We start from the raw sequence: 22,208 nt of genomic DNA, 5'->3' as shown, positions 1-22,208 counted from the left end.
AACCCGAATGAAATCCGGGCTATGGGGTGCGCTCGCCATTGGTCGGTGCGCATGGCGCGCCCTACCGGATGATCGCCAGTTCGAAGGCGCCCTCGTCGGCATGGGCGTGGCGCTGCATGCCCGCCGCATCCGTCACCAGTTCCTGCAGCGGACGCTTGAACGGCTTGTTGTCGAGGGTCTGCAGACCGCGATCCTCGTCGGTGGTGAGCAGCAGCACGTAGCGCTCGCCGCGCTCGGCGCGCACCTGCACCGTGCCCTCGATAAAGGCGTAGCGATACCAGGTTTCCGGGTGCAGTTGGTACACCGCATCGCTGACCAGGCGCGTCGGCCGCTTGGCCTCGTCGAGAAACAGCAGCGAGGGGTAGACCACCTGGCGATTGGCGAAACTGCGCACGCGCAGGCCGTAGGTCTGGCGCGATGCCGGCAACTTCAGCGCCGCGTAGTAGCTGCGCCCCATGGGAAAGTCGAAGCTGGGCGAGAAGCGGTCGAGCTCCTCGTAGCGTGGCTCGTCGGCCGACAGCGCGGTGAAGTCGTCGTCGCGCAGCTGGCCGCAGCAGCGCGTCAGCAATTCGCGGTAGAGGCCGTCGCCGCGCGCCTGGCTGCCGGCGAGCAGCGCCTGCATGGCTGCAGTCGGCTGGCCGTCGAGCTGCGGCAGCGCCGGCTGAGCGCGCGCGAACTCGATCTGCCGGCCCTCGCTGTAGCGCACCGACGCGCTTTGTCCGCTGCCACGGGCACCTCGCTGGCCGGCGGCGACCGGCGAGTTGTGCATGCGGCCCTGTTCGTCGACCCAGGTGTAATAGGGGCTGTCATGGCTATCGCGCAGGAAGCCGCGCCCCTCCAGTACCGCCGAGTCGATATAGTCCCCTGCCCGCTCGCCGCTGGCCAGCAACTGGTCGTGCCGGGCCACGCCGGCGACCTGCTCGCCAGCATAGAAGCCGTTGTGCAACTGGCCGCTGCCGTCGACCCAGGTGAAATAGCGGCGCTTGCTTTCCCCCGTGCTCGGCGCACTGCCCGGCCAGGCGCCGCCGTCGCCGAGGCGGGCCTGATCGCTCTGCTGCGCGCGGCGCTGGGCCAGGCGCTGCTGCTCGGCGAAGCGGGTATCGACGAAGGTGTTGTGCACCCGGCCGAGGTCGTCGACCCAGGTCAGGTAGCGGCTGCCGGCAGCGGCGTGCAGGGCCGACAGCAGCAACAGAACGAACAGCAGACTGCGCATCGCCTCAGAACCTCGAGGTATAGGTCATGGAGAAGATATAGGCCTTGACCGTGGTTTCGACATGGAGCCCGGCGTAAGGGTTGTAGACCAGGTTGTCCAACCCCTCGCAACTGACGTTGCAGCTGCTGCCGGCCGGGATGCTCTGCTTGGAGATGAAGTAGTTGAAGCCGACATCGATACTGGAGTCCTTGTCCCAGCGGTAACCCAGGCCCAGGCCGTAGAGATCGGCGTCGCCCACCGGCGCCAGCACGTCGGCCTTGTCCTTCGGGATAGCCGAGGGTCGGTACTCGTAACCGGCGCGCAGCGCCAGGCGGTCGTTGACCTCGTACTGCACGCCCAGGCCCCAGCTCCAGGTGTCGCGGTAGCCGCGGTCGAGGATGATGCTGCGATCGGTGGCGTTGCCGCCGCCAAAGGTCTTGGCGATGCGCAGCAGATCCAGCTCACGGTCGAACTCGATCTCGAAGTTGTTCCAGTCGCTGTAGCCGACCCAGCGCAGGTCGAGGTTGAACTGCCACTTGTCCAACGGACGCAGCTTGATGCCGGTGCTGAAGGCGTCCGGATAGGTCAGCTTGAGCGAAGCGTTGCCGCTCTCCTCGTCGGCGCCGTAGGGGAAGATCGGGCTCAGTATCTGGCCGAACAGCGAGCCCTGCAGGCCGGACCAGAAGCCGGCCCAGTCGTCGCTGTAGTCGACGCGATACTTGCCCTGCAGGTTCATCCGCGCCTCGCTCTGGTAGGTGGCGCCCCAGGCGAACCAGCCCGTGGGCTCCCAGAGAATGCCCAGGTTGTAGCTGGGCGACAGGCTCTGCTGCAGGTCCAGGTCTAGATTGGCCAGCGAGTCGAAGGGGCCGATCTTGCCGCTGCAGACGTTGATGAAGGGGCCGAGCATTTCCTCCAGCCCGGGCAGGCACAGCGCCTCGTTGAGGATGCGGGTCAGGCCGGTGAGCATGCCGGGATTGCGGAAATCCTGATTGAGCGCCACCGCCTGGTGCGAGAAGCCCACGGACAGCCCCACGGACAGCTCGTCGTTGACCTGATAGGCCAGCGATGGCGAGAAGTAGGTGATGCGCTGCAGCGATACCTGACGCCCCTGGTAGCGCCCAGGATCGCTGTCCGAATCACGTGAATAGCCCAGCGCCATGGGCGCGTAGACGTTGGTGGCGAAGGTGAACTTCGAGCCCGGCGGGTTGATCGACAGCCCCGCCAGCGGCGCCACCAGCACCGGCACCTCGGTCATGCCACCGAGGCCGGGCAGGTACATGGTCGGCGTAAGGGTGCGGCTGCTGGAGTGCTTGAACGGGTCGTCGTCGTAGCCCATGAAGCCGTAGTTTTCCCTGGCATCGAACTCGGCGCGGATGTCCATCACTCCGCTGAGCAGCTTGACCGTGGTCTGCCGCCCCTTGAGCTTGCTCAGCGCGGCCGGGTTGTAGTGCACGGCATCGATACCGGTGGAGTCGGCGGTCACCGCGTTGCCCATGGCCATGGCCTTGGGATTGCCGATGGTCAGGTTGGTGGCCAACTGGGCCTGGGCCTGCAGGACGCAGCCCAGGCACAGGCCGACCAGCAGCAGGCTCTGCAGCTTGGCAAGATGGGTCATATCGGCTTCGCTCGCTGCTTATTCGGCCTTCAGGCCCTTGATGTCCAGGGGCATGGAGAGCCCGAGCAGGACGTCGGGCGAATCCTCGGTCATGCCGAAGCCGGCGTTGACGTTGACGATGTTGTCCGGCGAGGTGCGCAGACCGAGGGAAAAGTTCATCACCGCACTGGTCTGCTCGTTGCCCTCGAAACTGGCGTCGCTGAACTTGAAGGTCGGCGCCAGGTTGTGCGCCATCTGCAGGGAGGTGGCCAGCGATACGTCGTAGGACAGCGCGTAGGCGAAGCCCATGCTCAGCGACAGGCTCGAGCCAGGGTCGACTTCTTCCAGTACACGGCCGGCGCGCACCTGATCGGCGTCGCGGATCGGCAGGTTGTAGGTGTAACCGAGCGAGCCGAACAGCACGACCGGGTCGATCACGTAGGACAGGTTGGCGCCGACACCCAGGCTGTAATAGCCGTTGCCGGTGGATAGACCGTCGTCCAGGCTGACATCGTAGGGGCTGTCGCCGGTAGGCAGGCCGAGGGTGGCGAACAGGGTGGAGACCGGCCGCCCGCGCGCTGACGACCAAGGTTGCCAGCGCAGGCTGGCGGAGACGTCACCGAGGCTGTAGGTGCTGAGGTCGCGCTCGGTGTCGTACTTGGCCAGGAACGGCACGCGCATGCTGAAGGTCAGGTTGTCCCACACCCCGTAGTCGAAGGTGAAGGAATTGGTGAAGGTGTGTTGCGCTTCGCTCTGGCCGATCACGCTGAACACGTTCTGCCCGGTGCGCACGGTCTGGATCTGGGTATCGCGCAGCAGCGAATAGTCGAAACCGTAGGTCAGGGTGCGTTCGCCCTTCTTGAGCAGGGTGTAGCTCTTCTCGGCGGCCTGGAACACCTCTTCCAGCGCCTTGGCGCTGTCGGCATCGTCTTCCTTCTTGGTCAGCGCCTCGCGCGCCTCGTCGACCGCCGCCTGCTCAGCGCTGGCCGGCTGTGCCACGGCCAGCGCCAGCGCGGCGAGCCCTGCGTACCCCCAAAATCCCATGACGCTATCCCCAGGTCGTTATTGTTATGCCGGGTGAATCACTTGCGGCGAATGTATTGGATGTCGCCTCCCGAGCCCAACCGATCGGCCTGATTGGCGGTGAACTTGGCCATCTGCGGAAATTCGCGGAAGGCCAGCAGGCTGACGGTACGGTCGTCGATGATGCGCAGGTCGCGGTCGGTCAAAGCCAGGGCATTGGCCGGCTCGTTGCCGCTGGGGAAGATCACGAACAGCACGTTCTGATCCCAGACCTGCTCGAAGCGCACCCGGGTGAAACTGATGTTGCCCAGGGCCGGATCGGCGACGAAGACGTGCTCATCGTGGACGTCGCGCACCACCACGAAGTGTTTGAAACCGGCGTACTCGATCGGCACGATGGCCGGATGCTCGAGCTGCTCGAGGTCGGCGAAGTCGGCACGAAAGCCGCCGCTCTGGTAGCCCAGTGCAGTGACGAAGCGCTTCATGTCGAGCAGTGAGAAGCCGCGGCGCTCGACGATCTTCTCCGCTTCGCCGAAGTGCAGCAGCCCTTCCATCACCTGGCGCTCTTCCAGGTTGCGCCCCAGGTAATAGTCGAGCAGGGTGGTCAGCGCCGCGGAACCGCAGCTGTAGTCATAGGCCTGGCGGATCACGTTGCGAAACTGCAGCTGGCTCATCGGCTCCAGCACCACCGACTCACGCAGCGGTCCGTTGGGCACCAGCGGCTGGCTGATATTCACGACTCCGGCAGGTTGCGGCTTGATGTCGACCGCCTCGGTAAAGCCGTATAAACCGATCAGGCTGCCCACGAGAATCTCGATCATTGGTCAATCCGACTGCTTACAACAAGGCAGGAGTCCCGCCGCGCCTGGCGACGGGGCTCCTGCGGACCAGGTCAGACCAGGATCAATGACCCCAGACCTTGATCGTGGAGCCGGCCATGTCCAGGCTGTTGATGGCCAGGCCGCCGATGCTGTTGGCGCCGATCTTCACCGAGTCGACCGCAACGCCGCCGTTGATGGCCGGCAGGCCGATCTGCAGCTTGCTGTCGACCACGTCGATGGTCAGCGGGCTGGCTTCGTCGATGTTGAAGCCGGACAGGGTGACGGTATTCAGGCTCAGGGTGTTGCTGCCGTCGATGACGCCGGTTTCGGTGTCGGTGTACACGATGGAGCCGATGGTGGCATCGAAGTTACCGGCGATGCTGATCCCGGCCTGACCGGTCACGCCGGCCAGGTCGGCGTCGTCCAGCGCCTTCAGGTCGGCCTGAGCCATGAACGGAACGGCCATTACGGCGGCGGCAAGAGCGATTTTCTTCAGGGTCATCATTGTTGTTATCTCCACAGTTCTAATGGGGGTTCCCCGGGGCTCTGCCTGCGACTCCCTGTCGCGGACAGCTGGATCGGCTCATACCGATCACCAGGCCTGCCGCTGTTTCCCTAGGCGCGCCAGGCTTGGATTCGCGAAGCAGCGTGCTTCTCGACCTGGCTACAAACTACTAACCCCCTCCCCGACTGCCAGCCCATCCAAGGGATGGAGCACGGCCGTTCGCTTTCCTCACCGGCCAGCTCAAGCCTCGCTGAGCAGGCCCAGGCTCTTGCCTTTCAATACCGCCTGCGTACGGCTGCGCACCTCCAGCTTGGAAAACAGGTTGTGCAGATGCCACTTGATGGTGGCCTCCGACAGGTGCACCGCCTGGGCGATGTCGCGATTCGACAGGCCTGCCGCGACCAGTCGCAGGATCTCCCGCTCACGATGACTAACATCCTGATTTTCCTCGAAACTCTGCGGATCTATGGCCAGCCGTCGACATTGCTCGCGGAGCAGCTCGGCGAGCCCCTGCCAGGTCGCGGCGCGCTTGGGTTCGGCGCTGCTCCAGGCGTCCCAGAGCGGCAGCAGCCACAGGGCGTCGTCCTGGAACAGGCGGCGGTAGCCGCACTGCCAGGCCTCCTCCAGGGTCGCATGGAACAGAGCGAAGGCCTTATCGCTGTTACCTTTGCGCCAGTACGCCACAGAAAGTAACAGGGCCAGACGCAGCCGGCGGTCACGCTGGTGCTCGGCGCCCTGCTTGGCCAGGCAGGTTTCCAGGCTGGCCTGAGCCTTTTCCACCCGGCGCTCGGCCAAGGCCAGGCGCGCCTGACTCAGGGCCAGGGCAGTATGGGCATCGCCATAGCGTTCGATGGGCAGCGCCGCCAGGTGGCGCTCCAGTTGCAGATAGATGCGCTGCGCCTCGTTGGGCCGGCGCAACCACAGAAGAAACTGCACCTTGCAGCTCATGCCCAAGGCGAATACCCGTTCGTAGCCCGGCCCGTGCAACCCGGCCAGCCATTCATCGAGTTCGGCCAGCCCCTGCTCGGCCTCGCCGGCGAAGAAACGCGCACGCGCCATCACCAGCTTGCCGCGGCTGATCAGCTCGATCGGCGTGGCCACATCGCGCCAGGTGGTGGCCAGCGGCAGTTCGGCGAGAATGGCGCCATGCCGATCCTGCTCGTATAGCAGGTCGGCATAGGCCAGGCCCAGCGGCCCGCCCACCCGGCTACGCCGGCCGAACACCTGCTCCACCCGCGCCCGCGCGGCCTCTGCCAGGGCGCGGCCGCGCTCCAGTTCGCCATATTCCTTGCAGATCAGCGCCTCGATCAGGCTGGCCATCACATGCAGGTATTCGCTTTCGCAGTGGCGCAGATTCTCCCGCGCCACTGCGATGGCCTTGGCCGCCTCGCCGAACTCGCCGAGCAGGGCGAAGGCCGCGGCCTGTACGCAGGCCAGGCTGGCACGAAACACCGGCTGATTCTGCGGCACCAGCGCCAGCCAGTGCCCGGCCACCTTGAGGCAGGCCTCCAGCTTGTCCTGATACAGCAGCACCAGTGCCTTGAGCACCTGGGCGGCAGCCAGCAGCTCGATCAGGCCGAAGTGCATGCCCTTGCCGCGCCCCTGGGTCAGGCGCGTGCTGACCTCCTCGATCAGCGCCTCGGACTCGGCGAACTTCTGCTCGAAAGCCAGCTGCCAGGCATAGAAGATCTGGAACACCGGCTGCTCGCCGATCACCAGCGGCGGCACATCCTTGAGGATGGCGAGGATGCCGTACACCCGGTTGCCGGCAATCAGCCGCGCCCCCTGGCGCTCCAGCAGTTCGGCGGCGAAGCCATAGTCGCGCGCACGCAGGGCATACTTGATCGACTTGTCGGCCAGATCATGGCTCTCGCACCAACGCGCCGCCGCATGCAGCAGATGGGCAGGATCGCCGCGCTTGGCCAAGCGCGCCTGAAGGAACTCGGCGAACAGATGGTGATAGCGGAACCACTCGCCCTGCTCGTCCAGCGCGATCACGAACAACTGCTCGCCCTGCAGCCGGCGCAGCATGTCGCGCCCGTCACGATGGCCGGTCAGGGCATTGCACAGCTCGGCGTTGAACTCGTCGAGCACCGAGGTCTGGTCGAGAAACAGTTGCAGCGCCTCGGGCAGACTGGCCACCACATCCTCGGCAAGGTAGTCGGCGATATCGCGCTCGGCGCCGGACAACCCGGCGAGAAAGGCGGAGCGGTCGCGCTGACGCGGCAGGGCCAGCGCCGCCAGGTGCAACGCGGTGATCCAGCCTTCGGTGCGCGCATAGAGCTGGTCGAGCTCGCCCTCCTCCAGCTCCAACTGCTTGATCTCGTGAAAGTAGGCGGCGGTTTCCGCCCGACTCAGGCGCAGATCTTCCGCCTTGAGCCAGAAGGCCCAGGCGCCGAGCGACGGTGGCTCGTCAAGAAAGCGCGGCTGATAGCGTGTGCTGACCACCAGATGCACCTGCCTCGGCAGGCGTTCGACCAGATAACGCGCACCCTGGCCGAGGGACGGGTGGCGGATGCGGTGGAAGTCGTCGAGCATCAGGTAGAGCTCGTCGGGCAGGCCCTTGAGGTCGTCGATGAAGGCATCGATAACCGCCTCCAGCGGCCAGCTGATATCGCCCTGCAGCAGCGCCGAGGCGGCACTGCCAAAGCCCGGACGGGCCGACTCGATGGCGGCGATCAGGTACTGCAGGAAACGCTGCGGCTCGCTGTCGGCTTCATCGCACGACAACCAGGCGACTCTCGCCCCCTGCTCCTGCAGACAGCGGCGCAATTGGCTGAGCACGGTGCTCTTGCCGAAGCCCGCCGGCGCGCTGAGGATCAGCAGACGCTGTTCGCGCGCGGCCAGCAGGCGCGCGAGCAACGCCGAGCGCTCCAGCAGCGGTGCACCCTGGCCATGGGCGGGATAGAGTTTGGTACGCAACAAGGGGAAACCCTGCAGCTGGGGCTGGTTCTGACTGGTCATGATTCGAGTAGGCTCAGCTCGCGGGCGCGACGGATGGCTTGGGTGCGGTTACGCACCTTGAGCTTTTCATAGATGTTGTGCAGGTGCCATTTCACGGTACCCAGCGCCAGCGACAGCTGCCGGCCGATCTCGTCGTTGGACAAGCCCTGGGCGGCGAGGCAGACCACTTCGCGCTCGCGCTCGGTCAACCCCTCCTCCAGCGTCTCCATGGCTTGACGCGACTCCTGCCCCGGCCAGATCGTCAGCAGGCTGCGAATGAAACCCTGCAGCGCCGGCTGACGCTCGGCGGCCTCCAACTGCAGCAACAACTGGCGAATGGCCTCGCCCTCTTCGATGAACAGGCTGCGCGCCTCCTCCCGCTCGGCACCGATCAGGCATTGCACCAGCAGACTCTGCGCCCGCTCCTGATAACCCAGGCGCTGATAGCTGAGCGCCGCCAGCAAGTCCAGGCGCAGTCGCTGCAGACCATGCCAGTCGCTTTGCAACTGACTGCGCAGCTGGGTGATCTCGTGCAGCGCCTCGCTGTAATGGCCGCGTGCCTGCTGCAGACGAATGCGCGTCAGCCCCAGCACCCAGAGCACCGGGTTGAAGCTGCGCTGTTTGTAGTGCGCAGCCAGCTTGTGCCAGTCCACCGCCTTCAGGCGCTGCTCGGCGCGCTTGCTGCGGTCGGCCGCCGGCTCCTGCAGAATCAGGGCGATCTCCTCGCCCACCGCCTGGGCATAGAAGCGCCAGGAATGATTGCGCGCCGCCAGATTCTGCATCAGCACCAGGCTGGCGCCCGCCTCCTTGGGCGCACCCTGCATACGCTGTACCCGTGCCAGGCAAAGCATGGCCTGGGCGTACAGATCGATCGGGTTGATCACATCGACAGTAGCCAGGGCCCAGCGCAGGCGCTCCTGCAAGCCGCCCAGGCGCCCCTGACGGTAGGCGATCAGCGCCTCGGTGATGGTCGGTAGGGCCAGCGCACGGGATTTCTCGCCGAACCAGGGCATCACCCGGACACGCATCTGCTCGAATAGCAACTGCGCCTGTTTGATCTGCCCCTGCTCCAGGCACAGCAGTATCTCGACGTTGGCCAGCTGCATGTCGAGGAAACGCCCTTCGAGGAAATGGTTGCGCTGCTGAGCCAGGGCCAGCAGGCGGCGTGTCTGTTCGGCCTGACCGAGCATGACCTGGGCCAGGGCGCCGACCGTGAGGATCGCCACCTCGAGAAAGGCTGCATGCTGGCCGAGCTGCGCCTCGATGCGCCGTGCCAGCTTGACGCAGGTGTCCAGGTCGTCCTTCTGCAGGGCGATCACCGCCTTGATCGCCAGGGTGGCCAGCAGCTTGTCGCTGAGCGGCCCACTGCTGCGCGACTCGCCCCAGCGCTCGAGCAGCTCGTCGAGCATGCGGTTGGCCTCGCTCAGGCCGAGCTCGGCGGCGCGGGTCCAGACGTCGGCGAGCACCAGTACGGGAAAACGCCCGGCGATCTCGTCCGGCACGCGCTGGCGCCACTTGTAGATCAGGTTGAGCTGGCCACGATTGATCAGCTCCAGGCCGCAGCCGTCGAGCAGCGCGGCGAGCATCTGCGCATCCTCGGCCAAGCAGGCGTGCTCGATGGCCAGGTTCTGCATGTGGTGATTGGTGAACCACAGGCTGGCATTGAAATGCAGCTGCTTGAGACGCTCGGGGTCGCGTTCCTTGAGACGGTTGCGCAGGAATTCGGCGAACAGGTTGTGGAAGCGGTACCACTGTCGCTCACGGTCGAGGGGCAGGAGGAATAGCTGCATGGCCTCCAGCTCCTCCAGCAGTTGCTGGCCGTCCTGACGGCCGGTCAGCGCGTTGGCCAGATCGCCGCTGAGCTGCTGCGCCACGCCGAGCGCCAGCAACTGCTCCTGGCGCTGCACCGGCAGTTGCTCGAACACCGAGCGCAGCAGGTAGTCGCCCACCGCGTGTTGATCCGCGCCCAGCTCGGCCATGCGTGAGCCGGGCTGGGGCTGATGACGCAGCCACAGACTGGCCAGGTGCAGGCCGACCATCCAGCCCTCGGTGTGACCGTACAGCGCGCCGAATGCGTCGGTGTCGAGCTGCAGGCCGCTGCGCTCGAGATAGCGCCGCGCCTCCTGCGGGTCGAGCCGCAGATCCTCGCTGCCGAGCTCCAGCAACAGCCCCTTGGCGCGTAACGTGGCCAGGTTCAGCGGCGGTTGCGAGCGGCTGCCGATGGCCAGGGTGAAATTCGGCGGTGCCAGCTTGACCAGGCGGTTGAGCGAGCCGAGCAGCTCACCGTCCTGGATCAAGTGCAGATCGTCGAGCACCAGCAGCAGCGGCTCCTGGTGTTGCGCCAGATCCGCCAGCAGGCTCTCCATCACCGCTGCTACCGGCACGCGCATGGTATTGCACAGGTAGCCCAGGGCGTCGGCGCCCAGCCCGGGCAGCGCAGAGCCGAGCGCCTCGAGCAGGTGCTGGAAGAAACGCACCGGCTCATCGTCGTCAGAGCCAAGCGACAGCCAGGCAACGTCGGCGCCGGCGTTACGCCGCTCGGCGGCGAACATCGCCAGGGCGGTGGTCTTGCCGAAGCCGGCGGGGGCGGCGAAGAGCACGAGCCGGGCATGCGGATGGGCTGAAAGCGCGGCTTCAAGCTGGGGCCTTGCCAGATAGTCGGTGGAGGCCTGGGGCGGCGAGAGTTTCGAACGCAGCAGGCTTCCGGCGGCCGGATCTATAACTTCGTCCATAGCCTGGATCCCTTCTTGATTATTGTTCTGGTACGACGTTTCAAGGCACTGGCAACGCCTGATACTAATCAGCCCGCGCGCCCCGAGTAAACCCGAGCACGGCTCTAGGATGAATGTTAGCGGCGGACTACAATCGCGCTTTCAGCCTTTTCGACTGCCGCGCATGCCTAGCTGCTCCCTTCATCCTCTGCCCTACCGGGCCGATCCCGCCGAGTATTTCCAGCGTCTCCGTCAGGCTCCAGGTGCCGTACTGCTTGATGCCGGACGGCCAGGCGCCGAGCGTGGACGCTATGACCTTATGAGCGCCTGGCCATTGGCAGAGTTGGCGCCAACCGCCGACGAATCGGCCAACGACTTCCTTGCCCGTCTGCGTGCCGCACTGCAGAGCCTCGGCCCGGCCGAGGCGCCGGCCGACAGCGAGCTGCCGTTCGTCGGCGGGCTTATCGGCTACCTTGCCTACGACTTCGGTCGGCGCCTCGAGCGCCTGCCCGCGCACAGCCGCGACGACCTGGACTTGGGCGATGCGCGCTTCGGCCTGTACGGCTGGGCGCTGATCAGCGACCACCGACTCGGCACCACTCAGCTCGTGTTCCATCCGACCCTGGCACAGGCCGAACGCATGCGCCTGTGCCAGCTGTTCGCCGTGCCGCCACAGGAAACGGGCGCGGGCTTCCGGCTGCTGCAGCCGTTTCGCGCCGACCTCGACCAGGCCGCCTACCGCCACGCCATCGAGCGCATCCAGGGCTATATCCTGGCCGGCGACTGCTACCAGGTGAATTTCGCCCAGCGCTTCCAGGCGCCTTGCGAGGGCGATCCCTGGGCCGCCTACCAGGCCTTGCGCCGGGCCTGTCCGACGCCCTTCTCCGGCTTCCAGCGCCTGGCCGATGGCGGCGCCATCCTCAGCCTGTCGCCGGAGCGCTTCCTCAAGGTCAGCGCAGGCCAGGTGGAAACCCGCCCGATCAAGGGCACCCGCCCGCGCGGCGCGGATGCGGCGGACGACCGGGAGCAGGCCGAGGCATTGCTGACCAGCGCCAAGGATCGCGCGGAAAACCTGATGATCGTCGACCTGCTGCGCAACGACCTGGGGCGCAGCTGCCGCATCGGCTCGGTGCGGGTGCCGGAGCTGTTCGCCCTGGAGAGCTACCCCAATGTGCACCATCTGGTCAGTGCGGTGACCGGCGAACTGGCGCCGGGCAAGGACGCCCTGGATCTGCTCGCCGGCAGCTTCCCCGGCGGCTCCATCACCGGCGCGCCGAAGATCCGCGCCATGCAGATCATCGACGAGCTGGAACCGACCCGCCGCGGCCTGTACTGCGGCTCGCTGCTCTATCTGGATGTGCGCGGCGAACTGGACAGCTCCATCGCCATCCGCAGCCTGCTGGTGAAGGACGGCCAGGTCAGTTGCTGGGGCGGCGGCGGCATCGTCGCCGACTCCAACTGGCAGGCCGAATACCAGGAGTCCATCACCAAAGTGAAGGTGCTGTTGCAGACCCTGGAAGGACTGCAGTAGACGAACCGTGTAGGGTGGGTTAGCGGCGCTGAACGCCTGCCTTGCAAGCGCGAATGGAAGTGGCGCGCCGCGTAACCCACCAGCCGAGAGACCGCGCTGCGCCCAAGGTGGGTTACGCCGCATTGGAACTGGTGAGACGGTCAATGGCAGCGACAGGCGACTAACCCACACTACCGTTGCCGGCGCCCCCAGGCGTACCTGGATTAGCAACTCTATGCGCTCACAAAAACGCCGCGAAATCGCGGCGTTTTTTCATACATCGGCCTTACAGGCTCAGCTGGCGATTGGACGCCTTGAGGAACTCGCGCTTGAGATCTGCATAGCTATGCACGGCCGGGAACTGCGGGAACTCGCGGATCACGTTGTCCGGCGCGTGGAACAGGATGCCGGCGTGGGCCTCGCTGAGCATGGTGGTGTCGTTGTACGAATCGCCGGCCGCGATCACCCGGTAGTACAGGCTCTTCAGCGCGATCACCGACTGGCGCTTGGGATCCTTCTGGCGCAGCTGGTAACTCACCACCCGATCGGTGTCGTCGGTGATCAGGCGGTGGCACAGCAGCGTCGGGAAGCCCAGCTGACGCATCAGCGGCTGGGAGAACTCGTAGAAGGTGTCGGAGAGGATCACCACCTGGAAGCGCTCGCGCAGCCAGTCGACGAACTCCACGGCGCCGTCCAGCGGCTCGAGGGTGGCTATCACTTCCTGGATGTCGCGCAGCTTCAGGCCGTGCTCGTCGAGGATGCGCAGGCGCTGCTGCATCAGCACGTCGTAGTCGGGAATGTCCCGGGTGGTCGCCTTGAGCGACTCGATGCCGGTTTTTTCCGCGAAGGCGATCCAGATCTCCGGGACCAGCACGCCTTCCAGGTCGAGACACGCGATTTCCACAGGCCACTCCTCGATTGAGCTTGAAAGAAGGCGGCACTCTAACGGCTCGCCAGAAGCCGCGCAACGCAGCTCTTATAGCCGAATCATGCAGTAGACAGGGGTATTGGTTATTTAGACGCATAACCGGCTTTTGCTACCATCGCCGCCAGAGCGCCCAGCGCCATCCCGATCAATAAGGAAGCCCGCCTGATGAGCCACCCCTTCGACGTCGCCGAACTGGCCGCGACCTACGCCAGCAAATCCCCCCAGGACATCCTCAAGCTCGCCTTCGAGCACTTTGGCGACGAACTCTGGCTGTCCTTCAGCGGCGCCGAGGACGTGGTGCTGGTGGACATGGCCTGGAAGCTGAACAAGAACGTCAAGGTGTTCAGCCTCGACACCGGTCGCCTGCACCCGGAAACCTACCGTTTCATCGAACAGGTGCGCGAACACTACGGCATCGCCATCGAGGTGCTCAGCCCCGACGCCACCGCACTCGAGGCGCTGGTCAAGGCCAAGGGCCTGTTCAGCTTCTACAAGGACGGGCACGAGGAGTGCTGCGGCGTGCGCAAGATCGCCCCGCTCAGGCGCAAGCTGGCCACGGTCAAGGCCTGGGCCACCGGCCAACGCCGCGACCAGAGCCCCGGCACGCGCAGCCAGGTCGCCGTGCTGGAACTGGACAAGGCCTTCTCCACCGCAGAGCACAGCCTGTACAAGTTCAACCCGCTGGCGCAGATGAGCAGCGAGGAGGTCTGGGCCTATATCCGCATGCTGGAGATCCCCTACAACCCATTGCACGAGCGCGGCTACATCAGCATCGGCTGCGAACCCTGCACCCGCCCGGTATTGCCCAACCAGCACGAGCGCGAGGGCCGCTGGTGGTGGGAGGAAGCCACGCAGAAGGAATGCGGCCTGCACGCCGGCAACCTGATCGCCAAACATTGAGCAGTAAAAAGCCCGCGCAACGCGGGCTTTTTCATGGACGACAGCGACCGTCAGTAAGTCGGCAACTCGACGTCGTGGAACAGCTCCTCGAGCTCCGACTTGTTATGGCACTGCACCGCCTTGGCCAGCACCTCGCGGGTCAGGTGCGGGGCGAACTTCTCGATGAAGTCGCACATGAAGCCGCGCAGGAAGGTGCCGCGGCGGAAGCCGATCTTGGTCACGCTGGGCTCGAACAGAGTACTGGCGTCGAGCACCACCAGGTCGGGGTCGAGCTTGGGGTCGATCGCCATCCTGGCCACGATCCCCACCCCCAGCCCCAGGCGCACGTACGTCTTGATCACGTCGGCGTCGGCTGCGGTGAATACCACCTTGGGCGTGAGGCCGCGGTGACTGAAGGCTTCGTCCAGTTTGGAGCGACCGGTGAAACCGAACACGTAGGTGACGATGGAGTGCTCGGCCAACGCCTCCAGGGTGAGCTTCGGCAGCTTGGTCAGCGGGTGCCCCTGCGGTACCACCACGCAGCGGTTCCAGCGGTAGCAGGGCATCATGATCAGGTCGTTGAACAGCTCCAGACCTTCGGTGGCGATGGCGAAATCCACGGTGCCGTCGGCGGCCATCTCGGCGATCTGCATCGGCGTGCCCTGGTGCATGTGCAGGGCGACGTCCGGGTACTGCTTGATGAAGGCGCTGATCACCGGCGGCAGGGCGTAGCGCGCCTGGGTGTGAGTTGTGGCGATGGACAGAGTGCCCTTCTTCTCGTTGGAAAATTCCTGGGCGATCTGCTTGATGCTCTCGACCTTGCGCAGTATCTCGCCGGCGGTGGTGATGATGCGCTCACCGGCCGGAGTCACGCGGGTCAGGTGCTTGCCACTACGGGCGAAGACCTCCACCCCCAGCTCGTCCTCGAGCAGGCGGATTTGCTTGCTGATGCCCGGCTGCGAGGTGTAAAGGCTCTGTGCGGTGGCCGATACGTTGAGGTCATGGTGCGCGACTTCCCAGATGTAGCGCAGTTGCTGAAGCTTCATATGTTTCCCTCAAAGCTGGTAGGCATGCCGGTGGCCGCCGACGCTATATAACCATATTATTGGTTCCAGCGATAAACATAGACCGCTTTTTATAAATCACCTCTACCGCGGTGCTGCAGCATCGGCACCAGATACACCGGCACTTCCGACAGCTGCACGACCCGCGCCGCGGTACGCCCCAGCGGCACGGCCAACGCCGCGCCGTGGCTGTGACTGCCCACCACCAGCAAATCCACACCGAACTTCTGCGCTTCCTCGAGAATCACCGTCGGCGGATCGCCCTGCAGCACGCGCACCGCCCGAATCAGCTGCAGGTCCTGCTGGCCCTCCCCCAGTTCGTCGCGAAAGCCCTCCAGCACCCGCTGCTCGATGCTGGCCATGACCGTCCCCAGGCCATTGCGGCGCAATTCGCCGAGGGTGTCTTCGTCGAGATAGGTCTGCAGTACGGACTCGGCGAACAAGCCCATGGGCTCCACCGCGTGCACAACGTAAAGATCGGCGTTGAAACTGCGGCTCAGCGTCAGCGCGTGTTGCAACACGTAGGAGGCATACAGACCAAGATCGGTGGCATAGAGTATCGAACGAATCACGCGGCCTCCTTGACTACCGATGCAGGCCCTTGATTGAGCTTAGCAGCGCATCGGCCAAAGCAAGATCGGAGACGCTATTTAGGACGAATGGCTATATACCGTCCGGTGCGGCAGGCTGTGGTTCGTTGCTCACGCCATGGGGCACATGCCCGGTCGCCACCACCTGGCGCGCCTTTTCACAGTGGCCGGTCTGGTCATCGAAGAACACGTCGGCGGCGAAGGCTTCGAGCACCGCCGACTTGTCCAGGCCGCCGAGGAAGAAGGACTCGTCCAGGCGGATGTTCCACTCGCGCAGGGTGCGGATCACCCGCTCGTGGGCCGGCGCCGAACGGGCGGTGACCAGCGCGGTACGAATCGGGCAGTCCGCCTCCGGGAACTCCTGCTGCAGGCTATGCAGCGCCGCCAGAAACGGCTTGAACGGCCCGCCAGGCAAGGCTTGCCGTGCCGCCTCGCGTTCGTGACTCTGGAAGGCGTGCAGCCCGCCGTTCTGATAGACCCGCTCGGAGTCGTCGGAAAACAGCACCGCATCGCCGTCGAAGGCGATGCGCAGCTCGTTGCTGGTGGCTCGGCGCGTGCCCCCGGAGAGCAGGGTCGCCGCCCCGAATCCGGCCCGTAGCGCATTGCGCACATCTTCGGCGTGGGTCGAAAGGAACAGGTGGCAGCCGAAAGCTGCCAGGTAGGGATCCGGGCTGCGACCGCCCACGAAGGCCGCGCGGGAGATGCCCAGGCCGTAGTGCTGGATCGAATTGAAGGCGCGCAGGCCGGTGTCGGCGCTGTTGCGCGAAACCAGGATCACTTCGACGCGCTGTTCGCTGAGCCGGCTGTTCAGGCCGAGCAGCTTTTCCACCAGGGGAAAGGCGTCGCCCGGCATCAGCACCTCGTCTTCGTGCTCGATCTGATAACGACGGTAGGCCTCGACCCCATCGTTCTCGTAGATCTGATGGCTCTCGCCGAGATCGAACAAGGCCCGCGAGGATATCGCCAAGACCAACTTGTCGCCCAATCCCTGCGCCATCGCCTAGCCCTCCCGACGAGCCTGAATGAAGCTGAGCGCCTGATACAGCGCGCGCACCTTGGGCATGTCGCAACCGACCGTGGCGGCTGCAGCCAGCGGCGCCGCATAGATCGCCGGCAGCTCCGCCGTCCGGCCCTGGGCGAAGTCGTGGTACATGCTCGGCAGATAATCGGGCATCCGCTCGGTGGCCGCCAACAGCTTGTCGGCATAGTTCTCCGGCATAGCGTGACCGAGCGCCTGGGCGGCCTGCACCACCTCCAGCATCAGGTCGCGGATCAGCGCACGGCTGTCGGCGTTGCCCATCAACTGGCGAGTGTCGGCGTCGAGCAGTACCGACAAGCCGTTGTAGGGCACGTTCCACACCAGCTTCTGCCAGCGCGCCTGGTCCAGATCGGGCATGGCCGCGGAATCCAGCCCGGCGGCGCGGAACATGCCCGCCCCCTCCTCAACCAGCGCCAGACGCGCGTCACCCGCCGCCGGGCCGGAATGGTAGGCCAGATTGATCGCGCCCAACGCCTGGTGTTCGATCACCCCGGGGCCGCTGCGGTGCACGCAGATGTAGCAGAGCCCGCCGAGCAGGTGCAGGTCGTCCGCCAGCAGCGGACGTAGCTCGTCCTCCACCGCCAGGCCGTTCTGCAACAGCACCACCTTGGCGCCGGGCGCCGCGACCTGGGCGATCAGCGGCGCCAGCTCGGTGTTGGCGGTGGTCTTGGCGCCGACCAGCAGCCAGTCGCACGGCGGCATGTCACCGGTATTGCGATAGGCCTGTACCGGCGCCAGCAGCAAGGCGCCATGCGCCGCGCTGTCGAGCTGCAGGCCGCGCTCGGCCACCGCGCGATACTCGCTGCGCAGGAGGAAATGCACGTCGTAGCCGGCGCGCGCCAGCAACAGGCCATAGAAGCCACCGATGGCACCGGTGCCGATGATGCCGATACGCGGCGCGGGGGATTGAGACATCAGGGAAGCTCCTCAGCCGGGCGACGCAGCGCTTCGCCCATGGCGGCAACAAGATCGGAAGGGGTAAGACGCGACTGCAGCGCGCCAAAGAACTGACCGTCGCGGATCAGAAACAGCGCCGGCAGGTGAAACACCTCGTAGCGCGTCACCAGGCCGGCGTTGTGCCCGGCGTCGACCCAGCACAAATGCGTCAACGGCAGCGACATGCGCGGCAACGCGCGACGCGCCCAGCGGCAACTGGCACAACCCGTGCCTGTGAACACTAACAGCGAGGTGCCGGGAAGATCGAGCAGGCGGCGGTCCGCATCCAGATCGGTCAGTTCCAATTGCGCCGCTATACTGAAATCAGTGATGTCAGTTTGCCAGTCAAGGTCAGTGCTCATGCGTAAGTTTCTGCGTCATCCAAGCGACATGCCGGTGGAACTGGTCCTATGCAAACAGGCCCGCGTTCCCCAGCAACGGCTGAACAATATCAGCCTCGGCGGCGTGGCGTGCAACTCGGCGCGCAGCTTCCGCCGCGGCACCTCGGTGGAACTGTGCATTCCTCTGTTCGGCGAGCAGGCGCGCTATCCGGGCGTGGTGGCCTGGTGCTGCAGGCAGGATCAGGGCTACCTGGTGGGCATCGCCTTCATCGACGAAGACACCCTGTTCCGCGCGCGCATGGTCGAGCAGGTCTGCCAGATTCAGCACTACCGCCAGCAACTGGAGCGGGAATCAGGCGAGCCCATGGCCATCGAGCATTGCGCCCGCGAATGGATCGCCAAGCATGCCGCCGACTTCCCCTATCCGGCCTGATGCCACCGATCCACAGACCCCATTGAACTTAACGCCCATTGTCGCGCCGTCTCGTACGCGCTAAGGTTCGGCCTTCCCCTGCGCCAACTAGCTGTGCACCGCCACAGGGGTTCGCTGGCGGCCGGCACCCGTGACCTGACGACCTGACCCGATGAATAGCACGATGGCTGATTTACCGATCGACGACCTCAACGTCGCCTCCAACGAAACCCTGATCACCCCCGATCAACTGAAACGCGAAATTCCCCTGACCGATGCCGCATTGAAGACCGTGGCCCATGGCCGTCAGGTGGTACGCGACATTCTCGACGGCAAGGATCATCGTCTGTTCGTGGTGGTCGGCCCCTGCTCGATCCACGACATCAAGGCCGCCCACGAGTATGCCGAACGTCTCAAGGGGCTGGCCGCCGAGCTGTCCGACACCCTGTTCCTGGTCATGCGCGTGTACTTCGAGAAGCCGCGCACCACGGTCGGCTGGAAAGGCCTGATCAACGATCCCTACCTGGACGACTCGTTCAAGATCCAGGACGGCCTGCATATCGGCCGCCAGCTGCTGCGCGACCTGGCCGAGATGGGCCTGCCCACCGCCACCGAGGCACTCGACCCGATTTCCCCGCAGTACCTGCAGGACCTGATCAGTTGGTCGGCTATCGGCGCACGCACCACCGAATCGCAGACCCACCGCGAAATGGCCTCGGGTCTGTCCTCGGCGGTCGGCTTCAAGAACGGCACCGACGGCGGCCTGACGGTGGCGATCAATGCCCTGCAGTCGGTGTCCAGCCCGCACCGCTTCCTCGGCATCAACCAGGAAGGCGGCGTCTCCATCGTCACCACCAAGGGCAACGCCTATGGCCATGTGGTGCTGCGCGGCGGCAACGGCAAACCCAACTACGACTCGGTCAGCGTTGCCATTTGTGAGCAAGAACTGACCAAGGCCGGCATTCGCCCCAACATCATGGTCGACTGCAGCCACGCCAACTCCAACAAGGACCCGGCGCTGCAACCGCTGGTGATGGAAAACGTCGCCAACCAGATTCTCGAAGGCAACAACTCAATCGTCGGCCTGATGGTCGAAAGTCACCTGGGCTGGGGCAACCAGTCGATCCCCAAGGATCTCTGCGACCTCAAGTACGGCGTATCCATCACCGATGCCTGCATCGACTGGGACACCACCGAGAAGAGCCTGCGCAGCATGCATGCCAAGCTCAAGGAGGTGCTGCCCAAGCGCCAGCGCGGCTGATCGCAGGCAGCACGAATGAAAACGCCGGGCAATGCCCGGCGTTTTCATATCCGCTTTCGACCTCAGCCAGCCTGATGGCGCTGACGCCGTTCCATATAGCGCTCGACGTACGAGCACGATGGAATCACCGTATAACCCTTGCCTTCGGCATAGCGCAGGGCGTGCTCGGTCAGCGCCGCGGCGATGCCGCGACCACGCAGGGCGTTGGGTACGAAGGTGCGATAGATGTCCAGGGTCTGCTTACCGAGATCCATATAGGCCAAGTAGGCACGATCACCGTCAATGGACGTCACGAACTGGTGACCCGCCTGATCGTGGTGAATGGACAACCCCTCGCTCATCTCCCCTCCTGTAGTGCCAAGCTGTCACGACACATTCGTACTTCATACCGATGCTTTGCCGAAAGCGCAAATCCCACTGCCTCGTCTCGGCAGTGGAAGACGACAGCTTATCAGGCGAAAGACCGCTCAGTCATGCGCAATCACAGGCTCAGTACCGCAATGCAGAGCAGGACCGCCAGCACCGGGATCAGCACGGTGATGACGAAGATGTCCTTGTACGCCTGCTTGTGGGTCAGCCCCATGATCATCAGCATGGCGATCACCGCGCCGCAGTGCGGCAGTGAATCCAGGCCGCCGGCGGCGATGTTGGCGATGCGGTGCAGCACCTCGGGTTCCACGCCCATTTCCAGGTAACGCGGCGCCAGGGTCTGCATGAATATCTGCAGGCCGCCGGACGAGGAGCCGACGATACCGGATACCACGCTGACCGAGGCGAACACCGACAGCAGCGGCGGCAGGTCCACCGCCAGTATCCACTGGGCGAACTGGGCGAAGCCCGCGGTCTGCGTGACCACCCCGCCGAAACCTATCACCGCCGCGGTATTGAGCAGCGGCATGATCGCATCGTCGGCGCCCTGCCCCAGCACGCCCAGGGTGTTGCGGCGCAGGGGCGGGAACATCAGCACCGTGACCCCAGTGGCCAGTACCAGCGCGAGGCTCGGCCAGAGAATCGGCTGTGCCTGGCTGAACGCCAACAGCCCGCCCAGGACACCTTCGCCGGGCGCGACCGCGCCGGACAAGGCCAGCAGACGCGGCAGCAGGATGATGCCCAGCACCACAATGATCGGCACCAGCGCCATGCCCCAATGCGGCCCGGTTCCCGGCGTGCCGGCCAGTTGCTCCATGCGTGCATCCTGGGCATTGGCCTCGAAACCCTCGCCCCGCTCGCGGGCCAGGCGCCATTCTCGCTGCAGGTAAGCCATGCCCAGGCCGATCATCACCAGGCTGGCGAGCAGGCCGATCCAGGCGCCGGCGAACAGGTCGGTGCCCAGCGCACTGGCAGCGATCACGTTATGGATCGACGGCGAACCCGGCAGGGCGGTCATGGTGAAGGTGCCCGCACCCAAGGCCGTCGCTGCGCAGAACAGGCGCTTGGGCAGATTGGCCTCGCGCATCAGGGTGATCCCCAGTGGGTACATGGTGAAGATCACAACGAACACCACCACACCGCCATAGGTCAGCACCGCGCAGACCAGCATGGCCACCCACAGCGTGCGCTGGGTGCCGAGGCCGCGAGTGATCGCCTGGGCGATACTGGCGGCGGCCTGGCTGGCCGCCATGACCTTGCCGAAGATGGCGCCGCAGAGAAACAGCACGAAGAACTTGCCGGCGAAGGTGAAGGCGCCCAGCGGACCGAACGGGAAATGCTCGAGCAAGGCCTTGGGCACGGCCACGCCGTTGCTCAAGGCGACCAGAATGGCGCATAGCAATGCTGCAATGAAGATATTCACGCCACGCAGTGCCATGACGATAAGCAGCGCCAAACCCAGCAACAAACCCAAGTTACCCAACATCTTCACCCCCCCTTATTGTTGTAGTTCTTGCGCGACAGTTATAACAGCTTGGCCGCGAGCACGTCCTAACAGCGTCGGAGCTGACTACTTTTTATCCAAAGAGCACAACCAGTGGCCTGAAAACGACTCAGCCAGTAAAAAAACACGCAACTCTTGCTCGCCCTCCGTTTACTTACTAAAAGTAATAGGTAGTATGTAGGCCGGCTAATTTCCCGCAGTTGGGGAATTGCTTTATATGGAAAACTCCACCTCAAGGGGAACACGATGAACAACGTTCTGAAATTCTCTGCTCTGGCTCTGGCCGCAGTTCTGGCTACCGGTTGCAGCAGCATGTCCAAAGAAACCGAAGCTCGTCTGACTGCTACCGAAGACGCAGCAGCTCGCGCTCAAGCCCGTGCCGACGAAGCCTACCGCAAGGCCGATGAAGCTCTGGCTGCCGCTCAGAAGGCTCAGCAGACCGCTGACGAAGCCAACGAGCGCGCTCTGCGCATGCTGGAAAAAGCCAGCCGCAAGTAATAGGCGACCGGCTTTTCTAAAACCGACCCAGGCAACTGGGTCGGTTTTTTTATATTCGCGATCAGCCCCAGGACCATGCGCCGGGCAG

Annotated in this window: 20 protein-coding genes; 5 read left to right on the top strand and 15 right to left on the bottom strand. The window is 64.8% G+C overall.

Features of this window, described 5'->3' with window-relative positions; all coding sequences use genetic code 11:
- Positions 1-61 precede the first annotated feature (61 nt).
- The 7 genes from ACUTAF_RS07765 to ACUTAF_RS07735 form a co-directional block, all read right to left on the bottom strand.
- The gene (locus ACUTAF_RS07765) at positions 62-1,213 is read right to left on the bottom strand and encodes a MalM family protein (protein WP_445579431.1); all 1,152 of its coding nucleotides are present in this window, start codon (positions 1,211-1,213) and stop codon (positions 62-64) included.
- A 4-nt stretch (positions 1,214-1,217) separates the two neighbouring features.
- Positions 1,218-2,807 (bottom strand): outer membrane protein transport protein, encoded by a 1,590-nt coding sequence (locus ACUTAF_RS07760; RefSeq protein ID WP_445579430.1) that lies wholly within the window; start codon positions 2,805-2,807, stop codon positions 1,218-1,220.
- An 18-nt stretch (positions 2,808-2,825) separates the two neighbouring features.
- Positions 2,826-3,830: a transporter gene (locus tag ACUTAF_RS07755; RefSeq protein ID WP_445579429.1), complete on the bottom strand. Its 1,005-nt coding sequence runs from the start codon at positions 3,828-3,830 to the stop codon at positions 2,826-2,828.
- A 38-nt stretch (positions 3,831-3,868) separates the two neighbouring features.
- Positions 3,869-4,630: a C39 family peptidase gene (locus ACUTAF_RS07750; protein WP_445579428.1), complete on the bottom strand. Its 762-nt coding sequence runs from the start codon at positions 4,628-4,630 to the stop codon at positions 3,869-3,871.
- Positions 4,631-4,712: 82 nt separating this feature from the next.
- A complete protein-coding gene (locus tag ACUTAF_RS07745; protein WP_445579427.1) occupies positions 4,713-5,135 on the bottom strand; it encodes a DUF6160 family protein in 423 nt (140 codons plus the stop codon).
- 240 nt (positions 5,136-5,375) lie between these two features.
- Positions 5,376-8,099 carry a helix-turn-helix transcriptional regulator gene (locus ACUTAF_RS07740; protein ID WP_445579426.1) on the bottom strand — a complete coding sequence of 908 codons (2,724 nt, stop codon included), beginning with the start codon at positions 8,097-8,099 and terminating at the stop codon, positions 5,376-5,378.
- Positions 8,096-10,810 (bottom strand): LuxR C-terminal-related transcriptional regulator, encoded by a 2,715-nt coding sequence (locus ACUTAF_RS07735; protein ID WP_445579425.1) that lies wholly within the window; start codon positions 10,808-10,810, stop codon positions 8,096-8,098. Before ACUTAF_RS07735 ends, ACUTAF_RS07740 begins: the two co-directional genes overlap by 4 nt.
- Positions 10,811-10,973: 163 nt before the next feature.
- Between ACUTAF_RS07735 and pabB the strand changes: the two genes are divergently transcribed.
- Positions 10,974-12,320 (top strand): aminodeoxychorismate synthase component I, encoded by a 1,347-nt coding sequence (pabB, locus tag ACUTAF_RS07730; RefSeq protein WP_445579424.1) that lies wholly within the window; start codon positions 10,974-10,976, stop codon positions 12,318-12,320.
- A gap of 265 nt (positions 12,321-12,585) precedes the next feature.
- On the opposite strand, the gene thrH is transcribed toward pabB, so the two are convergent.
- Entirely contained in the window at positions 12,586-13,203 is a 618-nt protein-coding gene (gene thrH / locus ACUTAF_RS07725; RefSeq protein ID WP_445579423.1) for a bifunctional phosphoserine phosphatase/homoserine phosphotransferase ThrH, read from the bottom strand.
- Positions 13,204-13,392: 189 nt separating this feature from the next.
- On the opposite strand from thrH, the gene ACUTAF_RS07720 reads away from it, so the two are divergent.
- Complete coding sequence (locus ACUTAF_RS07720) at positions 13,393-14,127, top strand: phosphoadenylyl-sulfate reductase (RefSeq protein ID WP_445579422.1); 735 nt, start codon at positions 13,393-13,395, stop codon at positions 14,125-14,127.
- Positions 14,128-14,177: 50 nt separating this feature from the next.
- On the opposite strand, the gene cysB is transcribed toward ACUTAF_RS07720, so the two are convergent.
- The 5 genes from cysB to ACUTAF_RS07695 all read right to left on the bottom strand — a co-directional run bounded on the left by cysB (position 14,178) and on the right by ACUTAF_RS07695 (position 18,097).
- Positions 14,178-15,152 (bottom strand): HTH-type transcriptional regulator CysB, encoded by a 975-nt coding sequence (gene cysB / locus ACUTAF_RS07715; RefSeq protein WP_445579421.1) that lies wholly within the window; start codon positions 15,150-15,152, stop codon positions 14,178-14,180.
- Positions 15,153-15,241: 89 nt separating this feature from the next.
- On the bottom strand, positions 15,242-15,742 hold the full coding sequence (locus ACUTAF_RS07710) for a universal stress protein (protein ID WP_445579420.1): 501 nt from the start codon (positions 15,740-15,742) through the stop codon (positions 15,242-15,244).
- Between the two features lie 91 nt (positions 15,743-15,833).
- Positions 15,834-16,757: a 5'-nucleotidase gene (locus ACUTAF_RS07705; RefSeq protein ID WP_445579419.1), complete on the bottom strand. Its 924-nt coding sequence runs from the start codon at positions 16,755-16,757 to the stop codon at positions 15,834-15,836.
- Positions 16,758-16,760: 3 nt separating this feature from the next.
- A complete protein-coding gene (locus tag ACUTAF_RS07700; protein WP_445579418.1) occupies positions 16,761-17,714 on the bottom strand; it encodes a putative 2-dehydropantoate 2-reductase in 954 nt (317 codons plus the stop codon).
- Positions 17,714-18,097, bottom strand: a complete 384-nt coding sequence (locus tag ACUTAF_RS07695) for a YbbN family protein (protein WP_445579417.1) — start codon at positions 18,095-18,097, stop codon at positions 17,714-17,716. Before ACUTAF_RS07695 ends, ACUTAF_RS07700 begins: the two co-directional genes overlap by 1 nt.
- Between ACUTAF_RS07695 and ACUTAF_RS07690 the strand changes: the two genes are divergently transcribed.
- Complete coding sequence (locus ACUTAF_RS07690; protein ID WP_445579416.1) at positions 18,096-18,509, top strand: PilZ domain-containing protein; 414 nt, start codon at positions 18,096-18,098, stop codon at positions 18,507-18,509. The two genes, ACUTAF_RS07695 and ACUTAF_RS07690, sit on opposite strands and share 2 nt — an antisense overlap.
- Before the next feature lie 163 nt (positions 18,510-18,672).
- Positions 18,673-19,749: a 3-deoxy-7-phosphoheptulonate synthase gene (locus ACUTAF_RS07685; protein WP_445579415.1), complete on the top strand. Its 1,077-nt coding sequence runs from the start codon at positions 18,673-18,675 to the stop codon at positions 19,747-19,749.
- 62 nt (positions 19,750-19,811) lie between these two features.
- Here the strand turns inward: ACUTAF_RS07685 and ACUTAF_RS07680 are convergent, their stop codons facing one another.
- Entirely contained in the window at positions 19,812-20,090 is a 279-nt protein-coding gene (locus tag ACUTAF_RS07680) for a GNAT family N-acetyltransferase (protein WP_445579414.1), read from the bottom strand.
- A 140-nt stretch (positions 20,091-20,230) separates the two neighbouring features.
- Entirely contained in the window at positions 20,231-21,604 is a 1,374-nt protein-coding gene (locus ACUTAF_RS07675) for a GntP family permease (RefSeq protein WP_445579413.1), read from the bottom strand.
- Between the two features lie 264 nt (positions 21,605-21,868).
- Here ACUTAF_RS07675 and oprI point away from each other — a divergent pair, with 264 nt between their 5' ends.
- Positions 21,869-22,120, top strand: a complete 252-nt coding sequence (oprI, locus tag ACUTAF_RS07670) for an outer membrane lipoprotei OprI (RefSeq protein WP_003239826.1) — start codon at positions 21,869-21,871, stop codon at positions 22,118-22,120.
- The last annotated feature ends 88 nt before the right edge of the window (positions 22,121-22,208 follow it).

The organism is Pseudomonas sp. SP16.1 (assembly GCF_052682975.1).
Note: the sequence above shows the minus strand (reverse complement) of the source record. Positions and strands in the feature narration are given on the sequence as shown.